Below are 25,214 nucleotides of genomic sequence, written 5' to 3'. Positions count from 1 at the left end.
TCAAAATAAATTTTCGTTATGTTCAAGTTTCTGTTTTCTGAGCAATGCTTCCAGAAAGTAATAGTCAGCATACGACAACGGTACATCTACTTCCGAGTCCATTGGTTTAGATCCGGTACTATGGAGAAGTAAGAAGCCTCTATCCGATCCTTGTTTTGCTAAATAATGCTTGCTGAGATTCTCTATGATCTTATCTGCCCACTCTTTATACTTATCCCTGTTGGCTTTGTCATATTGACTGAGTTCGTACAGTGCAGACGCTGTTACCGTAGCGGCAGACACATCCCTTGGCTCATTGGGGATATCCGGAGCATTATAGTCCCAGTAAGGAATCAGGTCTTCCGGAAGATTAGGGTTATTGAAGATAAAATTAGCAACATGTTTTGCCTGATTCAGAAATTCGGGTAGGTGGGTTTCCCTATAGGCCATAGTATACCCGTAAATTGCCCATGCCTCACCTCGTGCCCAAGTCGATTCGTGAGCGTATCCCTGATGTGTATTCTTTTTCAAAACTTCCCCGGTAATAGAGTCATAGTCGATTACGTGATATGTACTGTAATCACTCCGGAAGTGATTCTTCATTGTGGTTTTCGCATGATTTACTGCTATATGATAGAAGATAGAATCTTTACTCTCTTTGAATGCCCAGAATAGTAATTCGAGATTCATCATATTGTCTATAATTACAGGGCATTGCCACTTGTCCGTATTATGATCCCATGACCGAATGATTTTGGCATTTGGTTTATATCTTGTTATCAGGGTGTAGGCAGACTCTAAGAGAATGTCCTTATAACGGGTATCATGAGTAAGGCGAAGCCCGTTGCCGAAACTGCAATACATTTTGAATCCCATATCATGTGTGCCGCCATTTATCTTTTCACGTTCTATGGAGTCTGTGAATTTACGTGCCAGAACTTCCCATTTCTTATCTTTTGTGTATTCGTACATATACCAAAGTGATCCGGGGAAAAATCCCGAACACCAATCTTTAGAGGCGACCATTCCCAGGGTTCCGTCAGGCTTAATGGTACGGGGCGATACCAAACGTTTAAATGCGGCAGTAGAATCGTTAGATAAAGCCTGATCTATTTCGGTTAAGGCAAAATCGAATTGTTTTTCCGCAAAGCCGAAATCCTTAGCTACAATATCCTCTTGGCTTTTAGTACTCTTACAGGATAGAAAAGAGATTATTATTAAATTTACAATCAATATATATTTCATAGAATCTGTCTTTTAGTAGTTAAACCCATATAATAATCGGTTGATATCCGATACTCCTTGTGTTGAATATTTCTTATAAAGATTCCGGTAATCTGAGTGAACGGGAGAAATGGAAGATATACGGAACAGCTCGTAGCACAGGTCTTGTTGAGCTTTATCCCAGCCGCTTATCTGCTGGTAAGGCCACTCCGAAATTGTTTTCCCCAGATAAGGTGTAAGAAAATCCACCGCTTTATACAACGAGCGTCCATCTGCGGATTCTTGTCCGATAATATTTGTACCGAGATTTTGAGCAGTTGCAAACATATCTACCATAAACTGAATGTTATATACCGAATAATGGAAGGCTAATGTACGTCTCAGTTCGTGAGGTTGTTTTCCATCCGGCTCTATTTGTGTAAACATTCTTTTTTCGGGAAAATCGTTTATTATTTTAAGTGCCGCTTGTTTATTGCCTGAAAACAGCAAGTAAGTAGTCAATTGTATATCGTATGCCAACCCGTGATTGTTGGTCGCATCACGTTCCGCTATAGCCTGATCGGCTGTTTGCCACCAATCGGAAAAATCGGTGAACCATTGTTGTAATCTCTTCTTGTCTTGCTTTGTATAGCTTTTCGATGTCTCTAGTAAAGGGATCGCGTTGAGCATTTTTACAAAAGAATAACTGTCGATCAAACCTGCTGCACGCTCTTTATTGTCATTGGTGCCGGGAACAAACTGGGCATATTCCAACTGAGGGTTCATCTTGGTATCCTTATTAATAAACCATACACGAAGCAGTTCAACGGCTTTTTTCGCATAACGTTCTTCTCCACTGTAATAATATGCCAGAGACAGGTTGAATACGGATGTAGCCATAGTTCCCAATGGATTACGGTCATACTTTTCCAGCTCTGGGTTAGATTGCCCGTCTTTGTGTATATAGGGTAGTCCGTCCGGTTTTTCAGGATCCGGCCAAACATAACGGCTCAGACTTACATAATCGTGCTTATTCCCACTTGGAGCAATGCCCTCTTTATAGGTTACCGAGTAATCCTTACCTTTTAATGCCGAATCTGCTTGTTGGAGCAGGTTCTCATAAGCAGGTTTATAGTCTTCGCTATTCAGTTGTAGTTTGATGTTTTTCATCTTACTGTTGTTCCACATCCACTGCGAATGTAGAGGTGCTGAGATAGCTAGAACGACTATTAGTATGGTATATAACTTTTTCATAGTGTCTTTACGTTAATATATTACAAGTTATTTTATTATTAAGCCAAAGAAGCAGATACTCCCTGATTAAAGAAACCTGCTTCTCCGGATTTTATTTTAAAACTCTATTTTAAATTAACTGTCACTTTATAGTTTTGTGAGAATGCCCTGACCTCATAATCATTTGTTTTACTATTGGTTATATTGTCAGGATGTGATATTTCTCCAATGTTAGGATTAAATGTTGATACGATAACAGGTGCTGATGATACTTTAAGGGCTTTTACATAAATGTTCTTTATTCCTTTTACGGCTTTAGGCCAATCCATCTTGTAAGTACCGTTTGTATCCGGCTGTACAACATTGTTATTTTCGTCAACTATTTGGAAATCTACTCCTAATACAGGGGTTCCTGATACGTAATAATATGTAACCACGTCATACGAGCGTACCCGTTCGCTATGGAATTGTACAGGAATAGCCTGTACATCTCCTGCCTTGACATTGAATACTACATCATTTTTTAGTTTGCCCCAGTCCTCGAATCCAATATAGTATATATGTTCCATTGCAGGGTCGGTTGCATCCCATTTATCATCGTCACTACAGTTTGTAAAGGTGAAGCTGAGTGAAATAGCTGTAAGTATTAATAGTATTTTTTTCATAAGTCTGTTTTTTACCAATTAGGATTTTGTTCTATTTTTCCATTAGACATATTTATCTCGTTTAATGGAATTGGATATAAATAGTCTCTGGCCGGATTAAAGGTTCTGGTATTAGCTAATTCTATTACATACATATCAGCCTGATCCGAGACTTTTGCGCCATTTAGTGTACCATTGGCATCAGTTAATCTGGATGCTAAGTCTTTGCGTTGTTTAGAGGTTTCTGAGTCTACAAACTTTGCACCAACAAGCGCCACCGGAAGTACTTTCTCGGCAATCTTCCAACGGATAATATCATCGTATCTCAATCCTTCGTCTATAAATTCAACTGTACGTTCGCGTCTGATTTCGTCGATCATATTCAGATTATTTGCAGTTACAAAGCTGTTAGTCAGTTTTGCATTGAATCCGGCTCTGCTTCGTAAAGCATTTACTGTTTCATTCAACTTCTCGTCTGTGATCGACCCATTGTATTCATACAAAGCCTCGGCATATGAGATCAGAATTTCGGCATAACGGATTATCATATTATCCACAGTTTCTTTATTCATGTTTGTCCATTCACTTAACATAAAGCCTTTCTTGATAGAGTAACCATTTCCGCTTTGGTTAGTAAATGGAATATATCCGGCTTTGTAAGCGTCTTCTCCCAAACTGTATACAGTCATTTTCAAACGGGGATCCCGATTCTGTAATGCATCGTCATAACTTGTTTCATTGGTAATCTTCAAAGATGACTTTTCACGAGGAAGGCCGTCCTCGTATAGAAACAGATCTACCATCTGCCGGGTTATCGATACACTGTTCTCCATTGTGCGCGAATGTGAGTGTACTGTGGTTCCGCTATCGCCGTTGGGTCCGTATACTTTTACAAATACATTTTCGGGGTTATCAGGACCTTCGCCCTCAAAATAAAACAGTGTTTGATAATTGGAGAATAAGCCATGTCCTTCTTTCTTCAAAGCTTCAGCTGCATCTATCGATTTTTTAAGGTGTGCTTTATAATCGCTGCCCAGACTGTGGTACTTAGAATAAGTGCCTTCGTACAATCCAATACGTACAATCATTCCTAGTGCTGCCGAACGGGTGACACGTCCCCAGTCCGATTTAGGTAGTTTAGACTTAGTGGGTAACCACTCTGCTGCAAATTCGAGGTCTTTGTAACACTGTTGTATAACTTCTTCTCTGGGTGTCCGTCCAGCGTACATTGCAGGATCGGTAGGGTTCTCAATCGCTTTCAGCATCATCGGTGCATCTCCGTATAGCTTTACTAAAAGGAAATGGTAGTATGCTCTGAAGAAATATGCCTCTGCATCCCAGCGGTTCAATACAGCTTCATCCAATGCTGCACCTTGCGATTTGGCAAGTATATTATTCGCTGTAAATATCCGGGTATAGATATTGTTCCAGTCATTATCAGAGGTGTTGGGTACATCTCTGTTCCCGGCAGATACGCTATTGGGCGATGTTCCTACTATTTCGTCCGAACGGCTGTCATGCCAAGTGTTATTCATATAGGTAAAGCCTCTCAGCTCGTCATACATCCTGTTACAAGCTGCGCGAACATCTGTTTCCGATTTCCAGAAAACGACATCTGTAAACTCAGTTTCAGGGAGTTTGTCTAAATCGCATCCCGAGAACCCGATAACAGATATAAGTATAAGTAAATATATTTTTCTCATGATTTTAAGAATTTTGAGGTCACCGACCTTTTTATTGTTTAGACGAGTGTGGATACATCACGTCATAATATCTTTAAATACTAAAAAGTAAGATTTACGCCAAAAGACCATGTCCGGAAAAACGGATAGTAATTTGCTTTCGCATCATTTCCTACCTCCGGGTCGAAGACTTTCAGTAAGTCTGAGTGCTCCCATATATCATCACCTGAAACATACACGCGTAGTTTTTCTGCTATCGATTTCTTTATAGGGATATTATATCCGAATTGTATATTTTTCAACCGTATGTAAGCTGCATTTTGTACCCATTTGTCCGAAGGATTGTAATTAAATGTGTTCTGATTGTACAGGCGTGGCCAAAATGCATCTGTATTATCGGGGGTCCAGTAATCGCGGTGAATAGTCCATGGCATATTGGCAGTACTTTGGAATGGAGCCAAAGTGTTTGTATCTATCAGTATCTTACGTTTTGCAACCCCTTGGAATAGCACAGATATATCAAAGTTCTTCCATTGGGCACCGATATTGAACCCGAATAAGTAACGTCCGTTGGAATCTCCGAGGTATACTAAGTCTCCCGGGTCTTCCGGTGTTCCTCCTCCGGGGCCAATGATATGGTCGGCCTTACCCTGAGCTACATATTTTACATCCCCTCCTCCTACGTTGGCATCATTAAAAGATTGGTATCCGGGGTTGGCTGCTTTGTATGCCAAATATTCATCTCTGCTAGACCAATAACCGTCTGTTTTGTATCCCCATATTGTATTTAGAGCATACCCTTCGATCAGTTTATTACTTCCCGCCTTTATTGTCCTTGAGTTATTTAATTTTATCAATTTGTTTTGACTATCTGAGACATTGAGCCCAACCTGATAATTGACTTCTCCAACTTTATCTTTCCAGCTTACCTGAATTTCCCATCCCCATGTTTTCATCTGTCCGATATTGCCTACAGGAGGTTTTACCCCTACAAGGTTAGGTAGATTGTAGTCTATCAACATGTCATTATTTCTTTTCCAATAATAATCGGTTGTAAGACTGAGCCTGTTATTCAATAGATTTAGATCCAGACCTATATTGGTCGTTGATAATATCTCCCATGATTTAGAAATAGACGGAAGTTTTTCTTCATAATAGAATTTATCACCCATCAAGGTACCGTCTTTCAGTACGGCCAGATAATCGTACAGACCTTGATCACCGATACCTAGTTGCCCCCATGATGCCCTGAATTTCAGGTTGTCAATCAGAGGTATATTAAACCACGATTCTTCATTGATACGCCATCCGAATGAGAAAGAAGGAAAAGCTTTCCATCGGTTCGAAGGAGCCAGACGAGAACTTCCGTCGTAGCGGATATTGGCTTCGAACAGATAACGGTCGGCAAAATTATAATTGATTCGTCCAAAGTAAGACATCATAGCCCAAGTCTCTATCTTATCACTCAACTGGGTATTTGTAGCCAAAGACGAATCATATCCGTTGAAGGTCGGGAAGTCATTTGAATTAAGGCTCTTGGCTATTGCGTCCATCTCGTCCTTACGGTAGTTTTCGTAAGTTGTACCTCCTAAGAAATTGAAAGTGTGCTTGTTTAATTTCAGATCGTAGTATGCTAATGCCTCGAAATTATCGTGGAATGCGTAGTTTTTCTTTTTCTCTAATGAGTTCGGATTATTAGCAGAGAACCGTACTCCTGTTCCTACTCTGTCGTACCAGATTAATGTTCTTTTCGAAATAGTATTGTTATAATATCCGGCCTGACGTGATGCGCTTAATTTGAAACGTAACCCGGGAACAAGGTCTTTTATATTTAATTCGCCTTTGCCCATGTATGCTTCGTACCGGCTTTCATCGAGACCACCTTCTTTCATCAACTGAATAGGATTAACCTGAAGGTCGCCATTATAGGGATTGGTTTTATAGTTAATGTCTTCTTCGGGGTTAAATATAGGTTGGCGTCCACGTACACGGTACAGCCTTTCTAAGATATCTTCTGCTTTGTAAGGGTTTGTTTCTATAAAGTTTCCGTTATAGCTAACATTAATTGCTACATCTACATACTTGTTTAACTCTGCACCCAATTTTGCGCGAAGATTATAACGCTCATTTTTGTCAGGACCGTATTTTAAAATACCATTTTTTGTAAAGTAATTTCCCGATATCAGGTAGTTAATATCTTTGCTTCCTCCCGATATTGATACCGAGTGGTTTTGTTGAGTGGTATAGTTGCGCGTGCCGGCCTCGACCCAGTCGGTTGCCTGAAATAGATCCCAACGGCCATTCGTGTTATTGGGGCGGTAGTTGAAGTTAGGATTCCCGATCCATGATGACTGTTCCTCATTCCATTCCGGTGTACCGCTTGCCTGAATACGAGACTCGTTGATAAATACCTGTTCTTCCCATGCAGACAGGCGCTTAGGCATATTAGTCGGGTTATTTACTGCAAAATAACCATTATATGAAACGCGGGGAGTACCTGCCTGACCTGTTTTAGTCGTTACCAGCACAACACCTCCGGCTGCACGTGCTCCGTAAATCGAACTGGCAGCTGCATCTTTCAATACCGAGATATTAGAAATGTCATCCGGATTCAGTAAGGTTAAGTCGCCTTCGACCCCATCGATAAGTACAAGGGCAGATACGTCATTTATGGAAGAAAAGCCTCTGACTCTCATTCCCGACGTTTCGGAGCCGGGTTTACCACTGCTTCTTAATACGGCAACCCCCGGCATTTCACCCTGCATTGCCGCCAGTACATTCGATGCCGATTTGGCTGCGATGGTCGAACCGTCAACTGAGGCGATAGCTCCTGTCAGATTTACTTTTTTCTGTGTGCCATAACCTACGACTACAATTTCGTCTAAGGCTTTACTGTTTTCAGCAAGTAGAATCTTCATGTTGTTTGTAGCCTTCACTTCCTGAGACAGGTAACCGATGTAGGAAATTACGAGACTTGTACCTAAGGGTACGTTAATGCTAAAATTACCATCCATATCGGAGATAGTACCCGTAGTCGCTCCTTTCTGAACAACCGATACCCCGATTAAGGGTTCTTCTGTCAAAGCATCCAGAATGACGCCTTTAACCGTTGTTTCCTGAGCAAACATGCTTAATGATAAAAAGAGGGCAAATACAGCCAAAAGGACCTTTTGGCATCCTGAATAGAGCCTTGATCTGCTTTTTTTCATGAAATATTAAATTTTAAAGTTCAACAAATAACATCAGGACGGAACAATTTTAGATTCAGACCATTTGTAGCATAGTTATGGGTTAGATAGCATGGTATTAAAACAGGTCTGCGACATATAGTTGAACATTTATTCAATTTTTGGTTTTATCAATGTTCCGGACTGATGTTGCATAGGCTAAAGTATTCAGAAATGAAAGTTTCCTGATTCCTATTACAGAAATAGTGAATTCCTAAAAAGGTGTATTCTTTGATTATTAGTTGTTTGCGTATGTGTCTTGCTCTAAAAAAGTGGATGAGAAGTGGAGCGGAAAATTCTTTGATTGGTTTATATTTCGGACAAGATTCATATATTTTAATCAAGCCTGATTTTAAAACCTTTTGTTAAAAAAGATTTATCTGTTTTTATGTGAAATATTTTTATCTTTGATCAACTAAGACCTGAAAAGCCATGAGATTTTTCACATTAACTGTAATTTTGATCTTCCTGCCGATTTGTACAATCCTAGGTGAACCTACTTTAAATTCTTTATTCAAGGAGCTGGATGAAAAGATAAAGCATAAGGATGTTTATATTGAACTTAAGAACTCAAGAATTGAGAATCTTAAAATAGAGAAAAGAAAATTGAGCAGTTCTCCTCTTCTGAGTTATGCGCTCAATCAATCGCTATACAGTGAATACAAATCTTATATATCAGATTCGGCCATATTTTATCTGAATGAAAACCTGAAGATAGCCGAAAATCTGAACGATCAGAGCCGGATCAATGAAACATCTATTGCTTTAGCTTATCTCTTTACATCATTGGGCTCGTATAAAGAGGCTATTGATATCGTTGCGAAAGTGAATCCACATTTATTTGACGAACGGCAAAAGGTTGCATACTACTCTACCAGCCGTTATATCTATTCGGGGCTTACTCTTTATACTCAGGATATGAGAAATAAAGACAGGTACAGAAAGATATCGCATGCCTATGCAGACACTCTATTAATGATTGCTGATAAAAATTCGGAAGAATACCTCAAAATACAGGAGATAAACCTTCGTGAAAAGAGGGAAATCAACCAAGCTCTGTTGGTTAATGATAAGCGATTGGCTTTGACCAAAGAAGGAACACCCGAGTTTGCATATGTTGCTTTTCATCGGGCATTATTGTATCGTTTCTCTGAAAATCATGACATGGAAAAACGCTATTTGTTATTATCGGCCATTTCGGATGTCAAGTCGGCGATAAAGGATAATGCTTCTATTACGATGTTATCTGATATATTGATGAAGGAGGGAGATGTAGACAGAGCTCACTACTACGTCAGGTATTCTTTGGATAATATAAACGATTATAATACCCGTATACGAAGTTCGGAAATACTAAATATCCAGGCAATAATAGATAAGGCTTATCAGCAGAAAAATGACGAACAAAAAAAGACGCTCAGTATTTTTCTTATTGTAATCAGTGTACTATCGGTATTGCTTATTATATCTGTCTGTTATGTCTACAAACAGATGCGTAAAGGGATTATGATCAGTAAACACCTGAAAGAATCCAATTCTAAATTGAATCAGCTCAACCGGAAATTGTCGGAAATGAACAAAAAACTATCCGATATAAATTCTGATGCAGTTGAAGCCAATAAGGTCAAGGAAGAATACATTGGATATTTCCTGAGCGAATGCTTAAATTATATAGACAAGCTGGACTCTTTCCGGAAGATGGCTAATTCCAAGATAAAAGATAATAAGATAGACGAACTCTATAAGAGTACGAGGAATAATGAACTTAAGGATAATGAGCTGAGAGAGCTGTTTACCAATTTTGATACAATATTCCTGCATTTGTTTCCCAATTTTATAGAGAAATTCAATTCCCTGCTTTTGGATGAAGAGCGGATTGTCTTAAAAAAAGGAGAAATATTAAATACGGAACTTCGCATATATGCTCTGATCAGGCTTGGAATAAATGATAGCAATACAATTGCAAATTTCTTGGGATATTCGGTCAATACAATATATAACTACCGCGCTAAAATGAAAAACAAGGCCAAAATCGCCCGTGAGGATTTCGAGGTGGCAGCAAGAAGAATCGGAACGTTTAGCCGGGCGTAATCCGGTGTGTAGTTTGGTGTTAAGAAGGAGATAAAATAATATAGTTGTAAATGAAATTGTCTTATTTAGTTAAGATAAAGAATTATCTTACTGTGGCTCTACTACATTGCCTTCGTTATTGTATGTAGTCACTTTCATGTTATATACGAATTGCGCTTTAGAGTTACTTCCGGCGGATAGAGACCTTGTACCTCCGTCCAGGACTTGAACTTCTATATCATATAAATAATTGCGCCTGGGTATTGGCAGATCAGCAAAAAACTCCTCTGCTGTTGTCGAATTATTCGGATGAGTATAGATGTGCATTTGAGGAGCTTTATCGGCTTCATATACATAAGCAATATTGGAATATTCGTTAGCGTTGCTTGTTTCCAGTAAAGGAGACTCTGCTGCAAAATTGAAATATGCATTGCTCGGAATACTATTTCCCGTATTGTTAACAATGTATGTGTAATTAGCTGCATTTGCAATAAGGAAGGTGTTATTTGTGCTTAATGTAGGATTATCAGGAAAAGTGAGTGTTATCCTATATTTAGCACAAGTTCTTACGGCATATACAATGGCGGGGCTATTGGTATCGTTATTGAAATCAAAATCGAGAGTTTTACCAAACATGCATAACCCGTCTTCCGGGTCTAAGTTGTTTGTTTTATTTACAGCCGGAGTCGTTTTTTCTTTCAGATCAGAGATGGTTGTTAATGACTGTAAACTGGAATTTCCATAATTAGTTATTACATAAATATCCTTCCTCCCCAGTTCCGATAATTCGACAGGTAGTGTAACTAATCTGTAGTCGTCTACATCAGAGAATCCTGCATTAACATATTTATGTGTTATAATATCTGATGATGGATCGGTCAGTAGTATAGTAATGTTTTTTATCGTTTGCTCACTTTCCAGATTATCTTCATCTATAACCGCTGCTTCAAATCCGTTTTGCCTAAGTTTTATAGTCGCCATTTTTGGCGTACTTTCTTCGCTGACATTGTCGGTACAGCCAGCGGAGAATATTAAACTTAACGATAATATGTAATAAATAAATTTTCGCATTTCTATATCAATCTACTTCCCGTACACAACGACAAACAGTACTTCCGTAATCATATCTCTGGTAGCTTCCATAAAGGACTTTGTCCCAGTTTTCACGAAGAGACAAGTCTACATAGCCTGCATCATACCAGAAAGCCTTTACCTGAATGGCAGACTCGTAATAGAACCAATTTTCTTGAGTAGGCATAGTCGGGAACGGCCAGGTTGCTGCCGTAAAATCCATTGGTCTCAGCATAATATCTCCAGGCGTGAAAAATTCGTCGATAATATTTAATTTTTTATCGGGTAACGCATCCTGCCAGTTATTAGTATCCTGATAAACAGAAGCCGATAAGTCCAGACCGGTTAGTTCTTCCAATAGAGCCTGAGCTTCTTTTCTGAGCGATACAGAATAATAGGGCAGTGCCGACTCCGGGTGATTTCTGTTGTATCCATCTGTATCCCATGTATTACACATCCATACATTGTATGCGGCATCTAGTGTTGCCAGAAAGGACATGAGTTCGCATGAATTCATTAGTCGCCAGCCTTCGCCGTACTTCTTCTCGCAATAGTAGGGCGGATCGCCTTTGTATATTGTAGGCCCTTGTAGGTCAGGATCGTAATAGTTGACTACGTCGTTATATGCTCCCTGAAGCCCGTTTGACATATATTCGTTTTGAGCCATTATCTCGATCTTACCACAGTCGGTTTGTATGATCAGACTGGAGTCGGTTGGTGTTACCGGAGGAATTACAACCTGATTGCCTCCTTCAAATAGGTATTTGTATTTGTCCTTTTTCCAAGGTTCTACATAAACCCTTATTTCCACACCTCCGCTTGTTTTTACATAAGCATTGATTATATAATGGTAATTTCTTATTACACTGTTATTGGATAACTCAGGAACTGTGCGTCTTTGTTCAGTTATGCCGGCTTTACCCTGATCGCTAAGTATAGCGAAGGTCTGATTATTAATGTTCAGTTCAGTATATCCCGTCCCGTTGTCTGCAATGAGGAACTCAGGAATATAAAAGGTAGCGGCACCAATACTATCGTTGGCATAATTGAACCCGGTAAGTGTCGCCGGATTTGATGTCTCTTTGTCTCCTGTATAATAATTATCATAAGGAGGAAGAGAAATATTGGCGGCAACATTATTTAGGCTGACCGAACTTATAGTGTTCTGAGGTATAGAGCTACCGGATACTTTTTTACGGAATATGACTTCAACTTTGGCAAGTGCCCGTATCAATTCGACTTTATTTGTAGGTAACGGTAGTGGTAATGGTGCACTTTCTGTACCTCCGCTAACAATAGTTATGTCATTATAAATAGCGGACATAAGAAAACGTCCATCCTGACTGGTTCCATCAGGAATAAAGTCCGGATTATATTTTATACTGGTGAACTTGGCATTTGTACCGAATTCACTTTTATTAGTGATATTGGCGAGGGCAGAAACAAAATCACCGGGATATACAGTTTCATTAGCAATAAAATAGAAATCATATGTTCCGGGATTCATTTGTACGGCTCTGCTCTTTTCATCAAATCCGTTCGGAAAATATAGCTTTTCATTAAAAGCTACGGCTCCGGTCTCTGAATCGAAGAGAATCATACGTAACTCGTCAACACGATCTTCCCAAAAGGTTTTATCTTCGTTTATACTGGATGAGGCAGCCCTGATAGATAGCGAGATATTAGCTTCGCCATTAGAGCCTCCTTTACCTGAGTCTTCGTTGTTGCAGCCGGTAAGTAGAAAGGCTGTTATAATGCCGATAACAGCAAAATATGTAAACCGGCTATGTATATTATTCTTGATAAATCTCATCAGTTTTTTCTTTTTCGATAAAATTACATTTCTGTACTATAACTATGCACAAGCCAGTTATTGACCCATATTTCCATTATGGTATAAGTACCGCAAGAACATTGGTCTTTTGTTGTAAATTTAATCGTAAAGTCGTGGTCACAGTTTAAGTTTACTTCAGGATTTTTCAATAAAAGGGTTCCTAGTAAGCTTCCTCTATATAGCTCTGTGCCATCAGCTTTATTCTTTATTACAATAGTATTATTGTAACCTGTTTCAAGTTTTAATAAGGTGAATTCGGCTTTCAGTACTCCCGCCTCGGAAGTTGTTACCGCTTCATGTTTTATTGTATCGTCTTTGGCTATAGTCCCGTTTACATTCATCGAACCATTGTTCGATTCTATGCTGATTTCATAATCGTCCGGACTCTCGGCTAAACCTTCAATAGTGATTGTTAGTCGATTTGTAACCTCAAGAAGATTTACCGGAACTTTGACGGATACCGGTTTAGAGTTTTTAGCCTCAACTAATATCGAAGGCCTTTCGCCATAATAGACTTTTACCCCCTGTATAGATGATGCTAGGTTTTGTATACGCTTTAAACGAAACAGCAGGTCACTCTTTTTGGTGACACCGTCTTGCAAGTCGTTTACATCAAAATATGAGTTGTCGATACCAGACCAAGCTAAAACAGTGTATAAACCGTTGTAAACCTGAATTTTTTCTGTATAGCCATTGGCTAATTCGATATTGTTCTTTTGTTGATGAGATACCAATACTCCGTTCTCATCAAATACACATAAAGTAATATCGTTTATTTGCTCGGGATAAACTGTATCCAGTTGGCATGATGTCTTCGAATAGAAATAGACATTAAGATCACTGATACAATCTTCGTAGCTGTCTTTTATACATCCCGATAAAAGAGTCAAAGCAATAGCTCCAGCCAATAATATATATTTGCAAGATAATTTCATCTTCTCAATTTTTCCCCGAATCATAGTTAATATTTATATTCTAACGGGAGTTATAAAATCCCGTTAGAATATATGAGGGTTTTATTTAGAATTCAATGTCGTAAGAGTGTACAGTCCATGCTTTAGCTGTAATCTCTACGGTCATATAAGTCTGTTCAGGAGTCAATGGGTCAATAGGATCTACCGGTAAGGTTGGCTCTTCGGGGCCTGGTTTAGGATCCGGATTGTTTGGATCTAGAGTGTTAGGGTCTTCCGGATACAATGGATTCCAGTTATAAGCAAGTCTCTTGAATCCGGTGATATTGATGTGATAGATATTATTTCTTACTACCGGAGAGTTTAATGGTTTTTCAAGATCATCAGGGTTCAACCATGCATAATTGAGCATTTTGCCTTCTACATATGTTGCTACTTTCTGATTTTGCACACCCAGAGGTGGTGTTTGTGCAGCTGCTTTAGTAGAATATATCAGACCGTTTGAATATCCTACGTAGAATGTTCCGTTAGTAAGAGTACCTCCATCAGTAATAGCGTCAGCGTTAGGTGTGAATTTTGCTCTAACAAGTACATATGCCGTATTACCTTTTCTGTAATCAGTTGTTTTCAGGGTACCTTCTTTGTGAGTGTTTTCAAATAAGAATTTACCTTTTAGAGATTTGTAGCCATCAGCAGCTGTAGGGTTTACAGGTACAGCTTCGGGTGTAGACAAATCGGCATATTCATAATAAGTAGTCGCCTTATTTGCGTATTCACCTAATACAGGAACATAGTCAGTTCCCCATGTGTCATAATTGGTTTGGGTGATCCAGTGAACTTTATTTGTGCCTTGAGCTACAGAGTAAGTAACGTTGGAGACACTACCAATTACGTTTCCATCTTCATCTTCAAGATCATGGCTTGCTCCGCTGGCTATAGTTACAATTACGCGAGATGCTATACGTGTAACTTCGATAGGGAATTTGTTGGAGATTCCACTAACTACATCTTGTACAGGTATATCCGGAGCAATAAATACAGTCGTAGCTGTTTTTCCGGTCATTGTAACTAAATCATAGTTTACTCCGTTAACTGTTTTAAGCTGAGCCAGATCTGTGATGTCAACCAGTTCATCTTCTGCTGTAATAGTTGTTCCAAGAGGCCCCGGATTGTTAAGTACAACATAGATTGTTTTGTATCCGGATGTGGTTCTGAAAGGCTGACTTGGTGCTACAGAAGTTCCATCTGTGGAAATATCCGATCCGGTGAATCGTTTAGCTTCGACGGTTCCATCTGCTGATTGCAGATATATATCAAGTGTTTCAATCAAATCTTCACCTTCGTATTCTCCGTCTTCATTGTAGTCGCCGGGAAGTGCTCTTGTCTTAGTTGAGCCAGGTAATGATACCGATAGATTGACATAAGTTTCTGCTCCTGTCTGGCCTTGATTCGAGTTGTCGTTTTTGTCATCGCTACATGAAATGAGTACAGTAGCGACCGTGAGCGTAAAAAGAATCTTTCTTAAATTCATGATTTTTATTATTTAAGCAAGTGAGTTAAATATGTTTAATATTTATAGTGTAAAACAGTGTACTTGATAAAAAGTTCAAACCGATGCCTGTATGAAAAAGACATTAATCTCATGTTTTTATGATTAAAAAGTAAAGGATAAAGAGTCGATTTATTTAAGGTCTTTTCTATCAGTATTTTTACTTTTGGAATAATGTTGCCTTTTTTGCTAAGCTGAGAAAAAAGAATTTCGAAATTTATACAGATCACTATCTGTTTTTGATGAAACACATATTGTAATAATCTATATTTTTTTAGAAGAATATGAATTTGGTTTTGAGAGTATAGGTTTAGTTAAAACCTATTGTAAATGCGCAGTATGCCATATATGAATAAAAAAGCAGGACGATTTTCCATACGTATGTACGAAATTATATTTGTTGAATGTGATAATATTTGTTGATTTGCGTTAAAATAATTAAAGAATAAAGTTCAGCTCTGTAACAATCCCTTAAATAATATTATTAATATGAAGTAGAACCATAAAAAACGCAAAAAATTCCCTTAAATCTGTATCTAGCTGTCCTTAGTAGTATCGTTTATTAATTTATCTTTTTTCTAATGCCTATTAGTGTGTAACTAAAGATAGCTATATGTGTATAGATAACCGTTTGTAATAGCACTCGTTTTTAACCTCTTACGAATTTGCACTAAATTTAATAATCATTTAATCTACAACAATATGAAAAGCATATTGCCTAAGATCCTATTATTTATGACCATAGGCTTTTTCCTTGTTCAGTGTTCTGACAACAGGGATGAGTACTATGAAAGTCCGTCGTGGGCTGAGCCCCCATTGTACGATGTCCTTCAACAAGAAGGCCGGTTCACAAGCTACTTAGCTTGTGTAGACCGTACATTGTATGCCTCATCGCTTCACGGTAGTGGCTTATTTACATGTTTTGCCCCAAATGATGATGCATTTAAGTCTTATTTAACTGCTAACGGATACGCAAATGTTGGCGATATTCCTCAATCGGTGGTAGAGCAGATTGTAGCCTATTCTTTGGTGTACAATTCTTATAAATTTGAACGACTTTCGGACGTCCTATCCGGAGGATGGGATACTCTGCAAAGTATCAAAAAGCGGACACCGTACTACGAACCCATATACCGAGAATGGAACGGTTCTGATTCGATCTGGGTTGTGGACGCAAACGGAGACGGATCTTTCAATGCATCCAAGCCAAATTCGAAGTATCTGCCTTTTTATCTGGCCCGGTATTTCGATTCGCGTACTAAACCTCTTACTGCAGCAGATTATAATACATTTTATCCGGCCAGCCAGTATACAGGCCGAAATGTACAAAATGCATCCATCCTGGTTGCTGACATGATTGCAGGAAATGGAGTCGCTCATGAGGTTGACCAGGTAATAGAACCTCTTCCTAATCTTGAAAGGATGTTGAATAACGATAATTATTCGATGTTCAAAAATCTGGTACAAAGCAGAACCGCTTCGGGTGGATATAATTTTATCCAATATCTTGAGACCTCAGGGATTAACCAGTATTTCCAGGAATTGTATCCTTCTAAAAATATCGATCAGGTTAAAATTAAGTTTTACGGTACCAGTATACAATTGAATACTGAGAGTTATGGATCGATAGATAAAGAGGCTGAGACGAACGGTTTTACCTTATTTGCACCTAATAATGCTGCTGTCCAGAAATTTTTCGATGAAAAATTAAGTGACTATTATACATCATTCGATAAAGTGCCTGCCGATATTTTGTACTATTTCATTAATGCACAGATGGTAAAAGAAATGGTATGGCCGGGTACTTATAAAGGTCAAATGAATGCAGCGGGAGATTATCTGAATGGTGCCGGTTCAAGCGGATCAGACTTCGATAGAAGTACATTCAATGATATAAAACCTGCCAGTAACGGATTTTTTTATGGATCGAGCGATTATATCAAGACCCGCTTCTTTGAAACGGTATTTACCGAGATTTTACTGAATCCCAACTATTCGCTCTGGAAGCATGCTTTTGATAAATATTTTGGTTCTTCATTGTATGAAGAGTTATTAAGGTCTTCAATGAATGGATATTCATCGGCGAATTATATTGTATTATTACCATCAGACCAACTGATAACAAATGATGGATTTACATGGGAATGGATAACTTCGGCTTATGGATTCTCTCATTCAAATACTTTGGTTGTAGCCGATACCCGTATGCAACGTTTGGTTCGTTCACATGTGTTCAAAAGAATAAATAACTCTGATATCGACACGCGTTTGCAAAACCTCGATGGTAGCCCTAGCTTAGGATACGATGGATACGGTTATGCTGTAAATGCGAATGGAGATATGATCCGGTTCAAAAACGGAAAAATTCAGATGTTAGGTAACTACGATGAAAATAACTGGGTTACTGCCACATTTAAGAAATCGTTCTCTAACGGAACAGTATATACAATCGACAAGTTATTGCAGTATTCCAGAAATACGACTTTGTCTACATCTGTTAGTGGATGGGAAGAGCAACCTATGTTGACCTACATTCAGCATGCGGCTGCCGAGAACCCGAATATATCTATTTACAATGATTATATCACAGAATTGTATACACAAACAACGCTGGCTTTTACCCTAAGTACGTCTTCTATGTATACAATATTGATGCCTAATAACGAGGCGATGCAGGAGGCTATCAATGCCGGTGTTCTGCCTACAATCGAGGAGAGCCGCGAGTCTGTAGCCAATCTGCAAAAAGTAATCAATTTCGTGATGTATCATATTCTTCCCGGAAAAGTGTATCTCAATGATGGATATAACAGAGTGTTGTTATCTACCGGCGAAACTCAGGCTTATGATGTTTCGGCTACTATGTACAAGATTCTTATCACATCGACCTACTTAAGAACAGAAAAGAGCGGTGGGAACTTAGTATTCAAGACTCAAAACAGTGGAAGTGTAAATACATCGGCTTCGGTTGTGAAGGGAGTTAAGCGTAGTAATCTTTTCGGGGCTAAAGCTGTTTTGCACGAAATTGATAATTATCTGCAATATATACCGGAAGAATAATAATTACCCTAAAATCAGATAATCAATGAATAGAAAAAATTCAATCATATATCTATTGTCATTTCTGTTTCTGATGACAGGGATGGCGGTACATGCTCAGGAGAGTGTGCTTATAAGAGGAAAAGTTATTTCTGCAACTGATAAGGAGCCGATCATTGGCTGTTCTGTTGTGGAAATGGATAAAGATAATCGTATTGTCTTAGGTACCCAGACCGACCTGGATGGAAATTTCAGTATGAGAATTACTCCTAATCCGGGACATAAGCTGGTATTTACAACCATTGGGTTTAAATCCAAAAATATAGCACTTTCCGCAGCGTCAAGAGAAGTGAATTGTTCACTGGAAGAAGATGCCAAAGGCTTGACTGAAGTTGTAGTTACTGCTAAAAAGAAAGCTAATGCCGGTCCGTTTGCAATTGCAGAACGGGATATGACTTATGCTTATAGTAAAATTGATGCATCGGAAATCGAAGATCTACCGGTTGCTTCTATCGATGAGGCTTTACAGGGACGTATGGCCGGGGTTGATATTACTGCTACTTCCGGAGAGCCGGGAGCGGGGATGTCTATCCGTATCCGTGGAACATCATCAATAAACTCCAGTTCCAATCCTTTGATCGTTGTTGATAATATTCCGTACGATGTAACTATATCTTCCGATTTTGACTTTGCAACGGCGGACGAAGAAAGTTATTCGCAGTTATTGAATATTTCGCCTTCGGATATTGCGGAGATCTCGGTATTGAAAGATGCTGCAGCAACTGCTTTATACGGAAGCCAGGGTGCAAATGGGGTACTTTTGATCAAAACTAAAAGAGGAACTTATGGTCCTCCCCGTATATCATATTCGTTCAAAGGAATGATGACTGAGCTGGGGTCGCCTATCAAAACCCTGAATGGAGACGAATATGTAACAATGATACAGGAGGCATTCCAAAATTCGGGAACTCCTATAGATTTGTCTTCTTATCCTCAGTTTGCCCGTGACCCTAACAATCCTTATTATTATTATAACTACGGACAAGATACCGACTGGGTTGATGCTATAACTCAAACGGGATGGACACAAGATCATAACTTGTCTATATCAGGTGGGGGTACTAAGGCTCTGTATCGTATGTCGTTAGGGTATTATAATAGCAGCGGTAACGTTATAGGGCAATCATTGGATCGTATAACAACCAATTTCAACCTGAATTATAATATTTCGGAGCGCATGCGTGTTAGTGCCGATGTTTCTTATACCCATTCAAAAAACAATAAGAACTTCATGACTGACTTGTTAGAATCGACCTATACGAAAATGCCTAATCAGTCCATCTATGAGTATACTGATACGGGTATAAACACAGGAAAATATTTCTCTCCATCCGAAACTCCCCAAGGTAGTTTTACTTCGGCAGATTTGGACAAATATAAGAAAGGAATTTATAACCCTGTTGCGATGGCTGAAGAAGGAACCTGGGATGTTGTAACGGATCGTGTCAGACCTAAATTTTCTCTACAATATCAGATTGTTCCCGAACAATTGATCTTGGATGCAGACTTAGCATTCGATATCAGTAGCGAAAAGAATAAAAAGTTCTTACCTCAGATAGCTACCGGACGCCCTTGGTATGAAGCTACATCGAATAGGGCTGAAGATTCGGATCTGGAAGCGTTCATCGTAAGATCATATACAAGGCTTTCGTATAATCCTAAACTGAACAACGATAAGCATAGCTTATTTGTAGGAGGACAATTCTCTACGTATGATAAGCAAGTAGAAGGATGGGGGCTCGTTTCTGCCAATACGGCTTCAACCGAGGTTCAGGATCCTTCGTTGCAATCGCGCATAATATCTACGGCTTCGTCCCGTACACAGGAACGTACAATGTCGGCATTACTGACAGCTCAGTACAGTTTCCTTGACCGGTATATAATCAATGGGGTAATACGTATGGACGGAGACTCGAAATATAGCGAGAACCATCGTTACGGATATTTCCCTAGTTTGTCGGGACGCTGGAGGGTTTCGAGTGAACCGTTCATGAAGAAATTTGAATTTATTGATGACCTGAGTTATCGTATCAGTTATGGCGAGAGCGGACGTGCACTGGATAAAAACTACCTTGCTTATAAAAAGTATGGATCATATGGCTATACATATTTAGGTATGCAGGGGATTTATGTTTCAAGTATGGAACTGGAAGATCTTCGCTGGGAGAAAACCTCAGAAATCAATACGGGTTTTAATTTAATTGCTTTTGATAACCGTATTGATATTGACTTTAACTGGTATAAGCGTACTACAAATGACTTGTACTTCGACAATGCAGCTATAGCCAATACTTCCGGATTCGATAAAATCTCGATGAACGTGGGTACGATAGAAAATAAAGGATGGGAATTGAGTGTCTTCACAACTCCGTACAGAAGTAAAGATTGGAATGTAAATTTCAGAATGACATTGGCTCATAATGATAATATCATTACGAAACTATCCGATAATATATCGACCTCCACTACACCGACTGCCGAAAACGGTAAATTTATGACACGTATTCAGGAAGGAAATCCCGTGGGATCATTCTATGGCTATAAATATGCGGGTGTCTATTTGAACGATTCGGAAACGATAGCGAAAGATAAAAACGGAAATGCTATCTATACTTACGAAAACGGACAAAAGGTTCCTGTAAAAATGAAATTCTGGTATCCAACCGTAGGGTATGAATTTGAGGCAGGTGATGCGAAATATGTCGACATCAATAATGATGGAAATATTAATGAACAGGATATTGTATATCTGGGTAATGCTAATCCTAAACTTACGGGAGGATTCGGTCCAAGCGTGAAATTCAAGAACTGGTCTTTGGATGCTTATTTCAATTTCCGTTATGGATGTGATATTATCAACTCTACAAAGATGTCGATGGAATCGATGTATAACTTCGATAATCAGAGTAAAGCAACTCTTCGCAGATGGCGTGCTGCATATGAAAATGCGGCGGATGCACCTTCCGATCTTTTGCCGAGAGCATTATACCGTAAAGGTTATAACTGGTTGGGATCAGACCGTTATGTAGAAGATGGATCATTCTTGCGCTTCCAATCGTTGACCTTGAAATATACATTTGATAGAAATGTGATTCAAAAGTTGGGAGTCTCGGCAATGAATATATACTGCACATTGTATAACCTGTACGTATGGACTAATTACTCGGGTTTAGATCCCGAAGTTAGTTCGAGAAGTAGTGACCTGAACAAGATCGGTTATGATGAGTCAAAAGCTCCTAGGCCTAAGACTGCGGCGATTGGTATTAACTTAACATTCTGATCTGGTATCAATAATTTGAAATAGATAATATTATGATAAAGAAAATATTAACAATAATAGCAATTTCACTTACGTTGACATCTTGCTCAGACTGGCTCACTCTTGAACCTGTAGATGAAATTGTTGGGTCTAAATACTGGCAAAGTAAAGAAGATGTAGAGTCTACTGTAATTGGTTGTTATTCTTCTTTGCTGGAGGCCGAACTGATGTATAGAATGTACATCTGGGGTGAGCTTCGCGCCGATTTGACGACTGTGGGAACATCAGCTAACTCTTCTGCAGCTAATATAGTGAAAGGTGAGATTAGTACAGAAAACGGATATTGCAATTGGAGTACCTTCTATAAGACGATCAACCAGTGTAATGATGTCTTGGAAAATGCTCCGGCTGTACAAGATGTGGATGCATCATTTTCTGATGAATTATTAGCTCAGTATGAAGCTGAGGCTTTAGCATTAAGGGCTATGATGTATTTCTATTTGGTTCGCTCATTCAGGGATGTTCCTTTTTCCGAAGATGCTTCATCCTCTGACCTTCAAGATTTCAACCTGCCTAAAACCGAAGGAACTAAAATCTTAGAACGCCTGGTTTCTGATTTGAAGACTGCGATTAATAATCTGCCGTTGAGCTATGGAAACAATGATTCGAATAAAGGGCGTATAACCCAATGGTCGGCAAAAACTCTTTTGGCAGATATTTATCTGTGGCAGGAAAATTATCAGGGATGCGCTGATCTTTGTACTCAGATTATAGGTTCCGGCCAATATTCTTTGATCCCGGTATCAAAGGAAAAAATTGAAGTTATTAATGGAGCCAGCATTGATAGTGTTTACCATGTGAGTGAATCGGATGTAAATTTATTATTTGATAAATTGTACGTTACGGGCAATTCTATCGAAAGTATATTCGAAATACAGTACCCTAAAACACATGAGACATTGACCGATCCATTTTATACAATATTCAATGGGCAAAGGCCATTCTTCACACCAAACATAGAGGTCGTATCAGAGAATATTTTCCCTGAATATACAGGCGATGACAGAGACGTATATGATATCAGAGGAAACTCTTTTTCGTATAAAGGATCTTATATCTGGAAATGGGTAGGATTAGAACGTTCGTCTTCAACGGCTATGCGTCCGTTACGTACATTTCCTCATTGGATAGTATATCGTTATCCGGAAGTTCTGTTAATGAAGGCTGAAGCTCTGACTCAATTGGCAAAATCCGATAACGATCAAGCTAAATTGAAAGAGGCATATGGTTATGTAAAACAAGTAAGAGAAAGATCTAATGCTATTGAGACGCCCGAAACCCAACTTGACAATATGGGTGATATAAGTGCAGCGTCTTTAGAAAAATTGATCTACGACGAACGCGGTCGTGAGTTTGCGTTCGAAGGAAAACGCTGGTATGACACTCTACGTCATGCGAAACGGGATAATTTCTCGGATGCTAATTTTACTTATTTGCAACAGATGGCCATAAATGCAGCTCCGTCTGACAAATTGGCGAGCCTCTTGGTAAAATATCGTAATGAATGGTTCTGTTACTGGCCGATACTACAATCGGTAGTTGAAGCTAATCCTAATTTGGTACAAAATCCATATTATGCAACAACATCAAAATAAATAAGCCATGAAAGCAACAAATTATATAAAACCGGTAAATATTTACTTAGCAACCCTGTCGCTATTTATAGTGGTGGCAGTGGCATTGGGCTATTCGTCGTGCAGCGACGATTTAGACGGGAAAACATTTGTAGTTTCAGACGAGATAATGATCGATGAATATATCACCCAAAAAGATCCGACAATGTCTACCTTCCTCGAGATAGTAGATAAAGCAGGATTCAGAGGGATGATACATGCGTATGGAACTTATACATGTTTTATTCCTACTAATGAGGCTATTGATGCTTATGTGAAAGAAAAAGGAAAATCGTCATGGAGTGAATTTTCCGATACAGAGTTGGAAAATATGGTCAAATTCCATATTGTAAACGACACATTGCCAACAGCCGATTTTGTTGATGGACGTTTGCCGAGCCCTACAATGTTGAAAAAATACCTGACTACAGCAACCGAAGCTTCAGGTTCAACAGCATTGATCAGGGTAAATAGGCAAGGTCTGATCTCTGAGAAGGATATACGCTGTGCTAATGGATATATCAATAAAATAGACAAGGTATTAACTCCAAACGAAATAACCCTGTCTGGTGAAATCTCAAATCTACCTGATACATATTCATTATTTAAGACTGTGATGAAAGAAACCGGTTGGCTCGATTCTTTGTCGGTTTCGAAAGAAGATGAATGGAAAACCGTATTTCTACAGAGCGATAAAACTTTTGAAGATCAGGGTATCACCAGTAGAGCCGATTTGATTAGTTATCTGTCTAGTGTTCTGCCTGATGTAACATCAACGAAAACCTTGTTGTGGACATATGCGGCATACCATTGTTCGAAAGGGTTGTACTATGTTGCAGACTTAGGTTTGATAAGTGCTTTGCAAACGGGTGCACCTAATCAGGTGTTGACATTCAAAAACAGTAATGGCGAATTATTGGTCAATGAATATATAAATGTGTCGGCAGGGACTACCGAAGAAGGAATACCGGTTCTTAAAAGTTCTACATATACCGACTATAGCTGTGACAATGGAGTGATGATAGATCTTGGAGGTTATGTAGGACCGGTTATCAGGCCGGCAATGGCAGTGTACTGGGATATAGCAGAACAACCTGAAATTGTTAAACTGAAAGAATTCAGAAAGAAAGGCGTTGGTCAGGCTATAAATATAGCATTAGACGAACTATCTGAGATGAAATTCGATATAAGAAATACAGCTTATACTGCTATCCAGTATTGTACAGAGTCTGCATATAATTCGAAGACAGCTTATGCTTATTACGATAACCTGCAGTTCAATTTTAACCGTATCACTTCGGTATCGATGAAAACTCCTTTGTTGACAGAAGGTACATATAACGTATGGTTATGTTGGAGACGTGCCGGATATGGAGATAAGATCAAAACCATATTTGAGCAGGATGGTAAAGAGGATCAGACGTTAGCTAATATTATAACATTAGATGAGTATTTCGATACAGCAGCTGCATCGGAAGGATTATTGGCTTCAGGGATGAAACGCTATAGTGCAAAAGAACGTAACAGTACTATGAATTCAAGATTATTGGGAACTATCGTTGTGGAATCGACCGGACGCCATTGGCTGAAGTTTGAATCTATCAACCAGGCTAAAGCTTCGAATGTATGGTTGGATATGATCCATTTTATACCTGTGGATGACGACCAGTTATGGCCTCGCTTCGATGTTGAGGGTAACGCGATCTATAAAGGAGCTGATTGCGAAACTATTGCACCAACAAACTTAGCTTGTTCTGCCGATAATGATGTACGATAAAATCAA

The 25,214-nt window shown here is 39.0% G+C and carries 14 protein-coding genes; 5 read left to right on the top strand and 9 right to left on the bottom strand.

What is annotated here, in order from left to right; all coding sequences use genetic code 11:
* From BUC12_RS05605 to BUC12_RS05585, 5 genes are all read right to left on the bottom strand, one after another.
* Complete coding sequence (locus BUC12_RS05605) at window positions 1-1,224, bottom strand: glycoside hydrolase family 88 protein (protein ID WP_062183943.1); 1,224 nt, start codon at window positions 1,222-1,224, stop codon at window positions 1-3.
* A 12-nt stretch (window positions 1,225-1,236) separates the two neighbouring features.
* Window positions 1,237-2,436, bottom strand: coding sequence for an alginate lyase family protein (locus BUC12_RS05600; protein WP_070808633.1), 1,200 nt, complete (start codon window positions 2,434-2,436; stop codon window positions 1,237-1,239).
* Window positions 2,437-2,540: 104 nt separating this feature from the next.
* A complete protein-coding gene (locus tag BUC12_RS05595) occupies window positions 2,541-3,080 on the bottom strand; it encodes a hypothetical protein (protein WP_062183950.1) in 540 nt (179 codons plus the stop codon).
* Window positions 3,081-3,091: 11 nt separating this feature from the next.
* The gene (locus tag BUC12_RS05590) at window positions 3,092-4,762 is read right to left on the bottom strand and encodes a RagB/SusD family nutrient uptake outer membrane protein (RefSeq protein ID WP_062183953.1); all 1,671 of its coding nucleotides are present in this window, start codon (window positions 4,760-4,762) and stop codon (window positions 3,092-3,094) included.
* An 80-nt stretch (window positions 4,763-4,842) separates the two neighbouring features.
* A complete protein-coding gene (locus BUC12_RS05585) occupies window positions 4,843-7,950 on the bottom strand; it encodes a SusC/RagA family TonB-linked outer membrane protein (protein WP_062183955.1) in 3,108 nt (1,035 codons plus the stop codon).
* 450 nt (window positions 7,951-8,400) lie between these two features.
* On the opposite strand from BUC12_RS05585, the gene BUC12_RS05580 reads away from it, so the two are divergent.
* Complete coding sequence (locus BUC12_RS05580; protein WP_062183958.1) at window positions 8,401-10,059, top strand: DUF6377 domain-containing protein; 1,659 nt, start codon at window positions 8,401-8,403, stop codon at window positions 10,057-10,059.
* Window positions 10,060-10,146: 87 nt separating this feature from the next.
* Here BUC12_RS05580 and BUC12_RS05575 read toward each other — a convergent pair whose 3' ends face one another.
* The 4 genes from BUC12_RS05575 to BUC12_RS05560 all read right to left on the bottom strand — a co-directional run bounded on the left by BUC12_RS05575 (window position 10,147) and on the right by BUC12_RS05560 (window position 15,385).
* Window positions 10,147-11,109 carry a hypothetical protein gene (locus BUC12_RS05575; protein ID WP_139262010.1) on the bottom strand — a complete coding sequence of 321 codons (963 nt, stop codon included), beginning with the start codon at window positions 11,107-11,109 and terminating at the stop codon, window positions 10,147-10,149.
* Window positions 11,110-11,116: 7 nt separating this feature from the next.
* Window positions 11,117-12,922, bottom strand: a complete 1,806-nt coding sequence (locus BUC12_RS05570) for a FimB/Mfa2 family fimbrial subunit (RefSeq protein ID WP_062183964.1) — start codon at window positions 12,920-12,922, stop codon at window positions 11,117-11,119.
* A gap of 23 nt (window positions 12,923-12,945) precedes the next feature.
* Window positions 12,946-13,878: a FimB/Mfa2 family fimbrial subunit gene (locus BUC12_RS05565; RefSeq protein WP_062184037.1), complete on the bottom strand. Its 933-nt coding sequence runs from the start codon at window positions 13,876-13,878 to the stop codon at window positions 12,946-12,948.
* Window positions 13,879-13,963: 85 nt separating this feature from the next.
* Window positions 13,964-15,385, bottom strand: coding sequence for an Mfa1 family fimbria major subunit (locus tag BUC12_RS05560; RefSeq protein WP_062183967.1), 1,422 nt, complete (start codon window positions 15,383-15,385; stop codon window positions 13,964-13,966).
* A 720-nt stretch (window positions 15,386-16,105) separates the two neighbouring features.
* Between BUC12_RS05560 and BUC12_RS05555 the strand changes: the two genes are divergently transcribed.
* From BUC12_RS05555 to BUC12_RS05540, 4 genes are read left to right on the top strand one after another with little or no spacing between them, the layout of a single operon-like run.
* Window positions 16,106-18,460, top strand: a complete 2,355-nt coding sequence (locus tag BUC12_RS05555; protein ID WP_062183970.1) for a fasciclin domain-containing protein — start codon at window positions 16,106-16,108, stop codon at window positions 18,458-18,460.
* A 25-nt stretch (window positions 18,461-18,485) separates the two neighbouring features.
* A complete protein-coding gene (locus tag BUC12_RS05550) occupies window positions 18,486-21,779 on the top strand; it encodes a SusC/RagA family TonB-linked outer membrane protein (RefSeq protein WP_070808634.1) in 3,294 nt (1,097 codons plus the stop codon).
* 32 nt (window positions 21,780-21,811) lie between these two features.
* Complete coding sequence (locus BUC12_RS05545; protein WP_062183976.1) at window positions 21,812-23,413, top strand: RagB/SusD family nutrient uptake outer membrane protein; 1,602 nt, start codon at window positions 21,812-21,814, stop codon at window positions 23,411-23,413.
* A gap of 7 nt (window positions 23,414-23,420) precedes the next feature.
* Window positions 23,421-25,208, top strand: a complete 1,788-nt coding sequence (locus BUC12_RS05540; RefSeq protein WP_062183979.1) for a fasciclin domain-containing protein — start codon at window positions 23,421-23,423, stop codon at window positions 25,206-25,208.
* Window positions 25,209-25,214 lie beyond the last annotated feature (6 nt).

This window comes from Indolivaga macrotermitis, from assembly GCF_900128985.1.
GTDB lineage: Bacteria > Bacteroidota > Bacteroidia > Bacteroidales > Dysgonomonadaceae > Dysgonomonas_A > Dysgonomonas_A macrotermitis.
The sequence above is the reverse complement of the archived record's forward strand: the minus strand, read 5'-3'. Positions and strand labels throughout refer to the sequence as shown.

What these genes read in the sequence shown, in the direction of transcription:
- BUC12_RS05605 (WP_062183943.1), bottom strand. Translation starts at nt 1,224, where the DNA reads ATGAAATATATATTGATTGTAAATTTAATAATAATCTCTTTTCTATCC.
- BUC12_RS05600 (WP_070808633.1), bottom strand. Translation starts at nt 2,436, where the DNA reads ATGAAAAAGTTATATACCATACTAATAGTCGTTCTAGCTATCTCAGCA.
- BUC12_RS05595 (WP_062183950.1), bottom strand. Translation starts at nt 3,080, where the DNA reads ATGAAAAAAATACTATTAATACTTACAGCTATTTCACTCAGCTTCACC.
- BUC12_RS05590 (WP_062183953.1), bottom strand. Translation starts at nt 4,762, where the DNA reads ATGAGAAAAATATATTTACTTATACTTATATCTGTTATCGGGTTCTCG.
- BUC12_RS05585 (WP_062183955.1), bottom strand. Translation starts at nt 7,950, where the DNA reads ATGAAAAAAAGCAGATCAAGGCTCTATTCAGGATGCCAAAAGGTCCTT.
- BUC12_RS05580 (WP_062183958.1), top strand. Translation starts at nt 8,401, where the DNA reads ATGAGATTTTTCACATTAACTGTAATTTTGATCTTCCTGCCGATTTGT.
- BUC12_RS05575 (WP_139262010.1), bottom strand. Translation starts at nt 11,109, where the DNA reads ATGCGAAAATTTATTTATTACATATTATCGTTAAGTTTAATATTCTCC.
- BUC12_RS05570 (WP_062183964.1), bottom strand. Translation starts at nt 12,922, where the DNA reads ATGAGATTTATCAAGAATAATATACATAGCCGGTTTACATATTTTGCT.
- BUC12_RS05565 (WP_062184037.1), bottom strand. Translation starts at nt 13,878, where the DNA reads ATGAAATTATCTTGCAAATATATATTATTGGCTGGAGCTATTGCTTTG.
- BUC12_RS05560 (WP_062183967.1), bottom strand. Translation starts at nt 15,385, where the DNA reads ATGAATTTAAGAAAGATTCTTTTTACGCTCACGGTCGCTACTGTACTC.
- BUC12_RS05555 (WP_062183970.1), top strand. Translation starts at nt 16,106, where the DNA reads ATGAAAAGCATATTGCCTAAGATCCTATTATTTATGACCATAGGCTTT.
- BUC12_RS05550 (WP_070808634.1), top strand. Translation starts at nt 18,486, where the DNA reads ATGAATAGAAAAAATTCAATCATATATCTATTGTCATTTCTGTTTCTG.
- BUC12_RS05545 (WP_062183976.1), top strand. Translation starts at nt 21,812, where the DNA reads ATGATAAAGAAAATATTAACAATAATAGCAATTTCACTTACGTTGACA.
- BUC12_RS05540 (WP_062183979.1), top strand. Translation starts at nt 23,421, where the DNA reads ATGAAAGCAACAAATTATATAAAACCGGTAAATATTTACTTAGCAACC.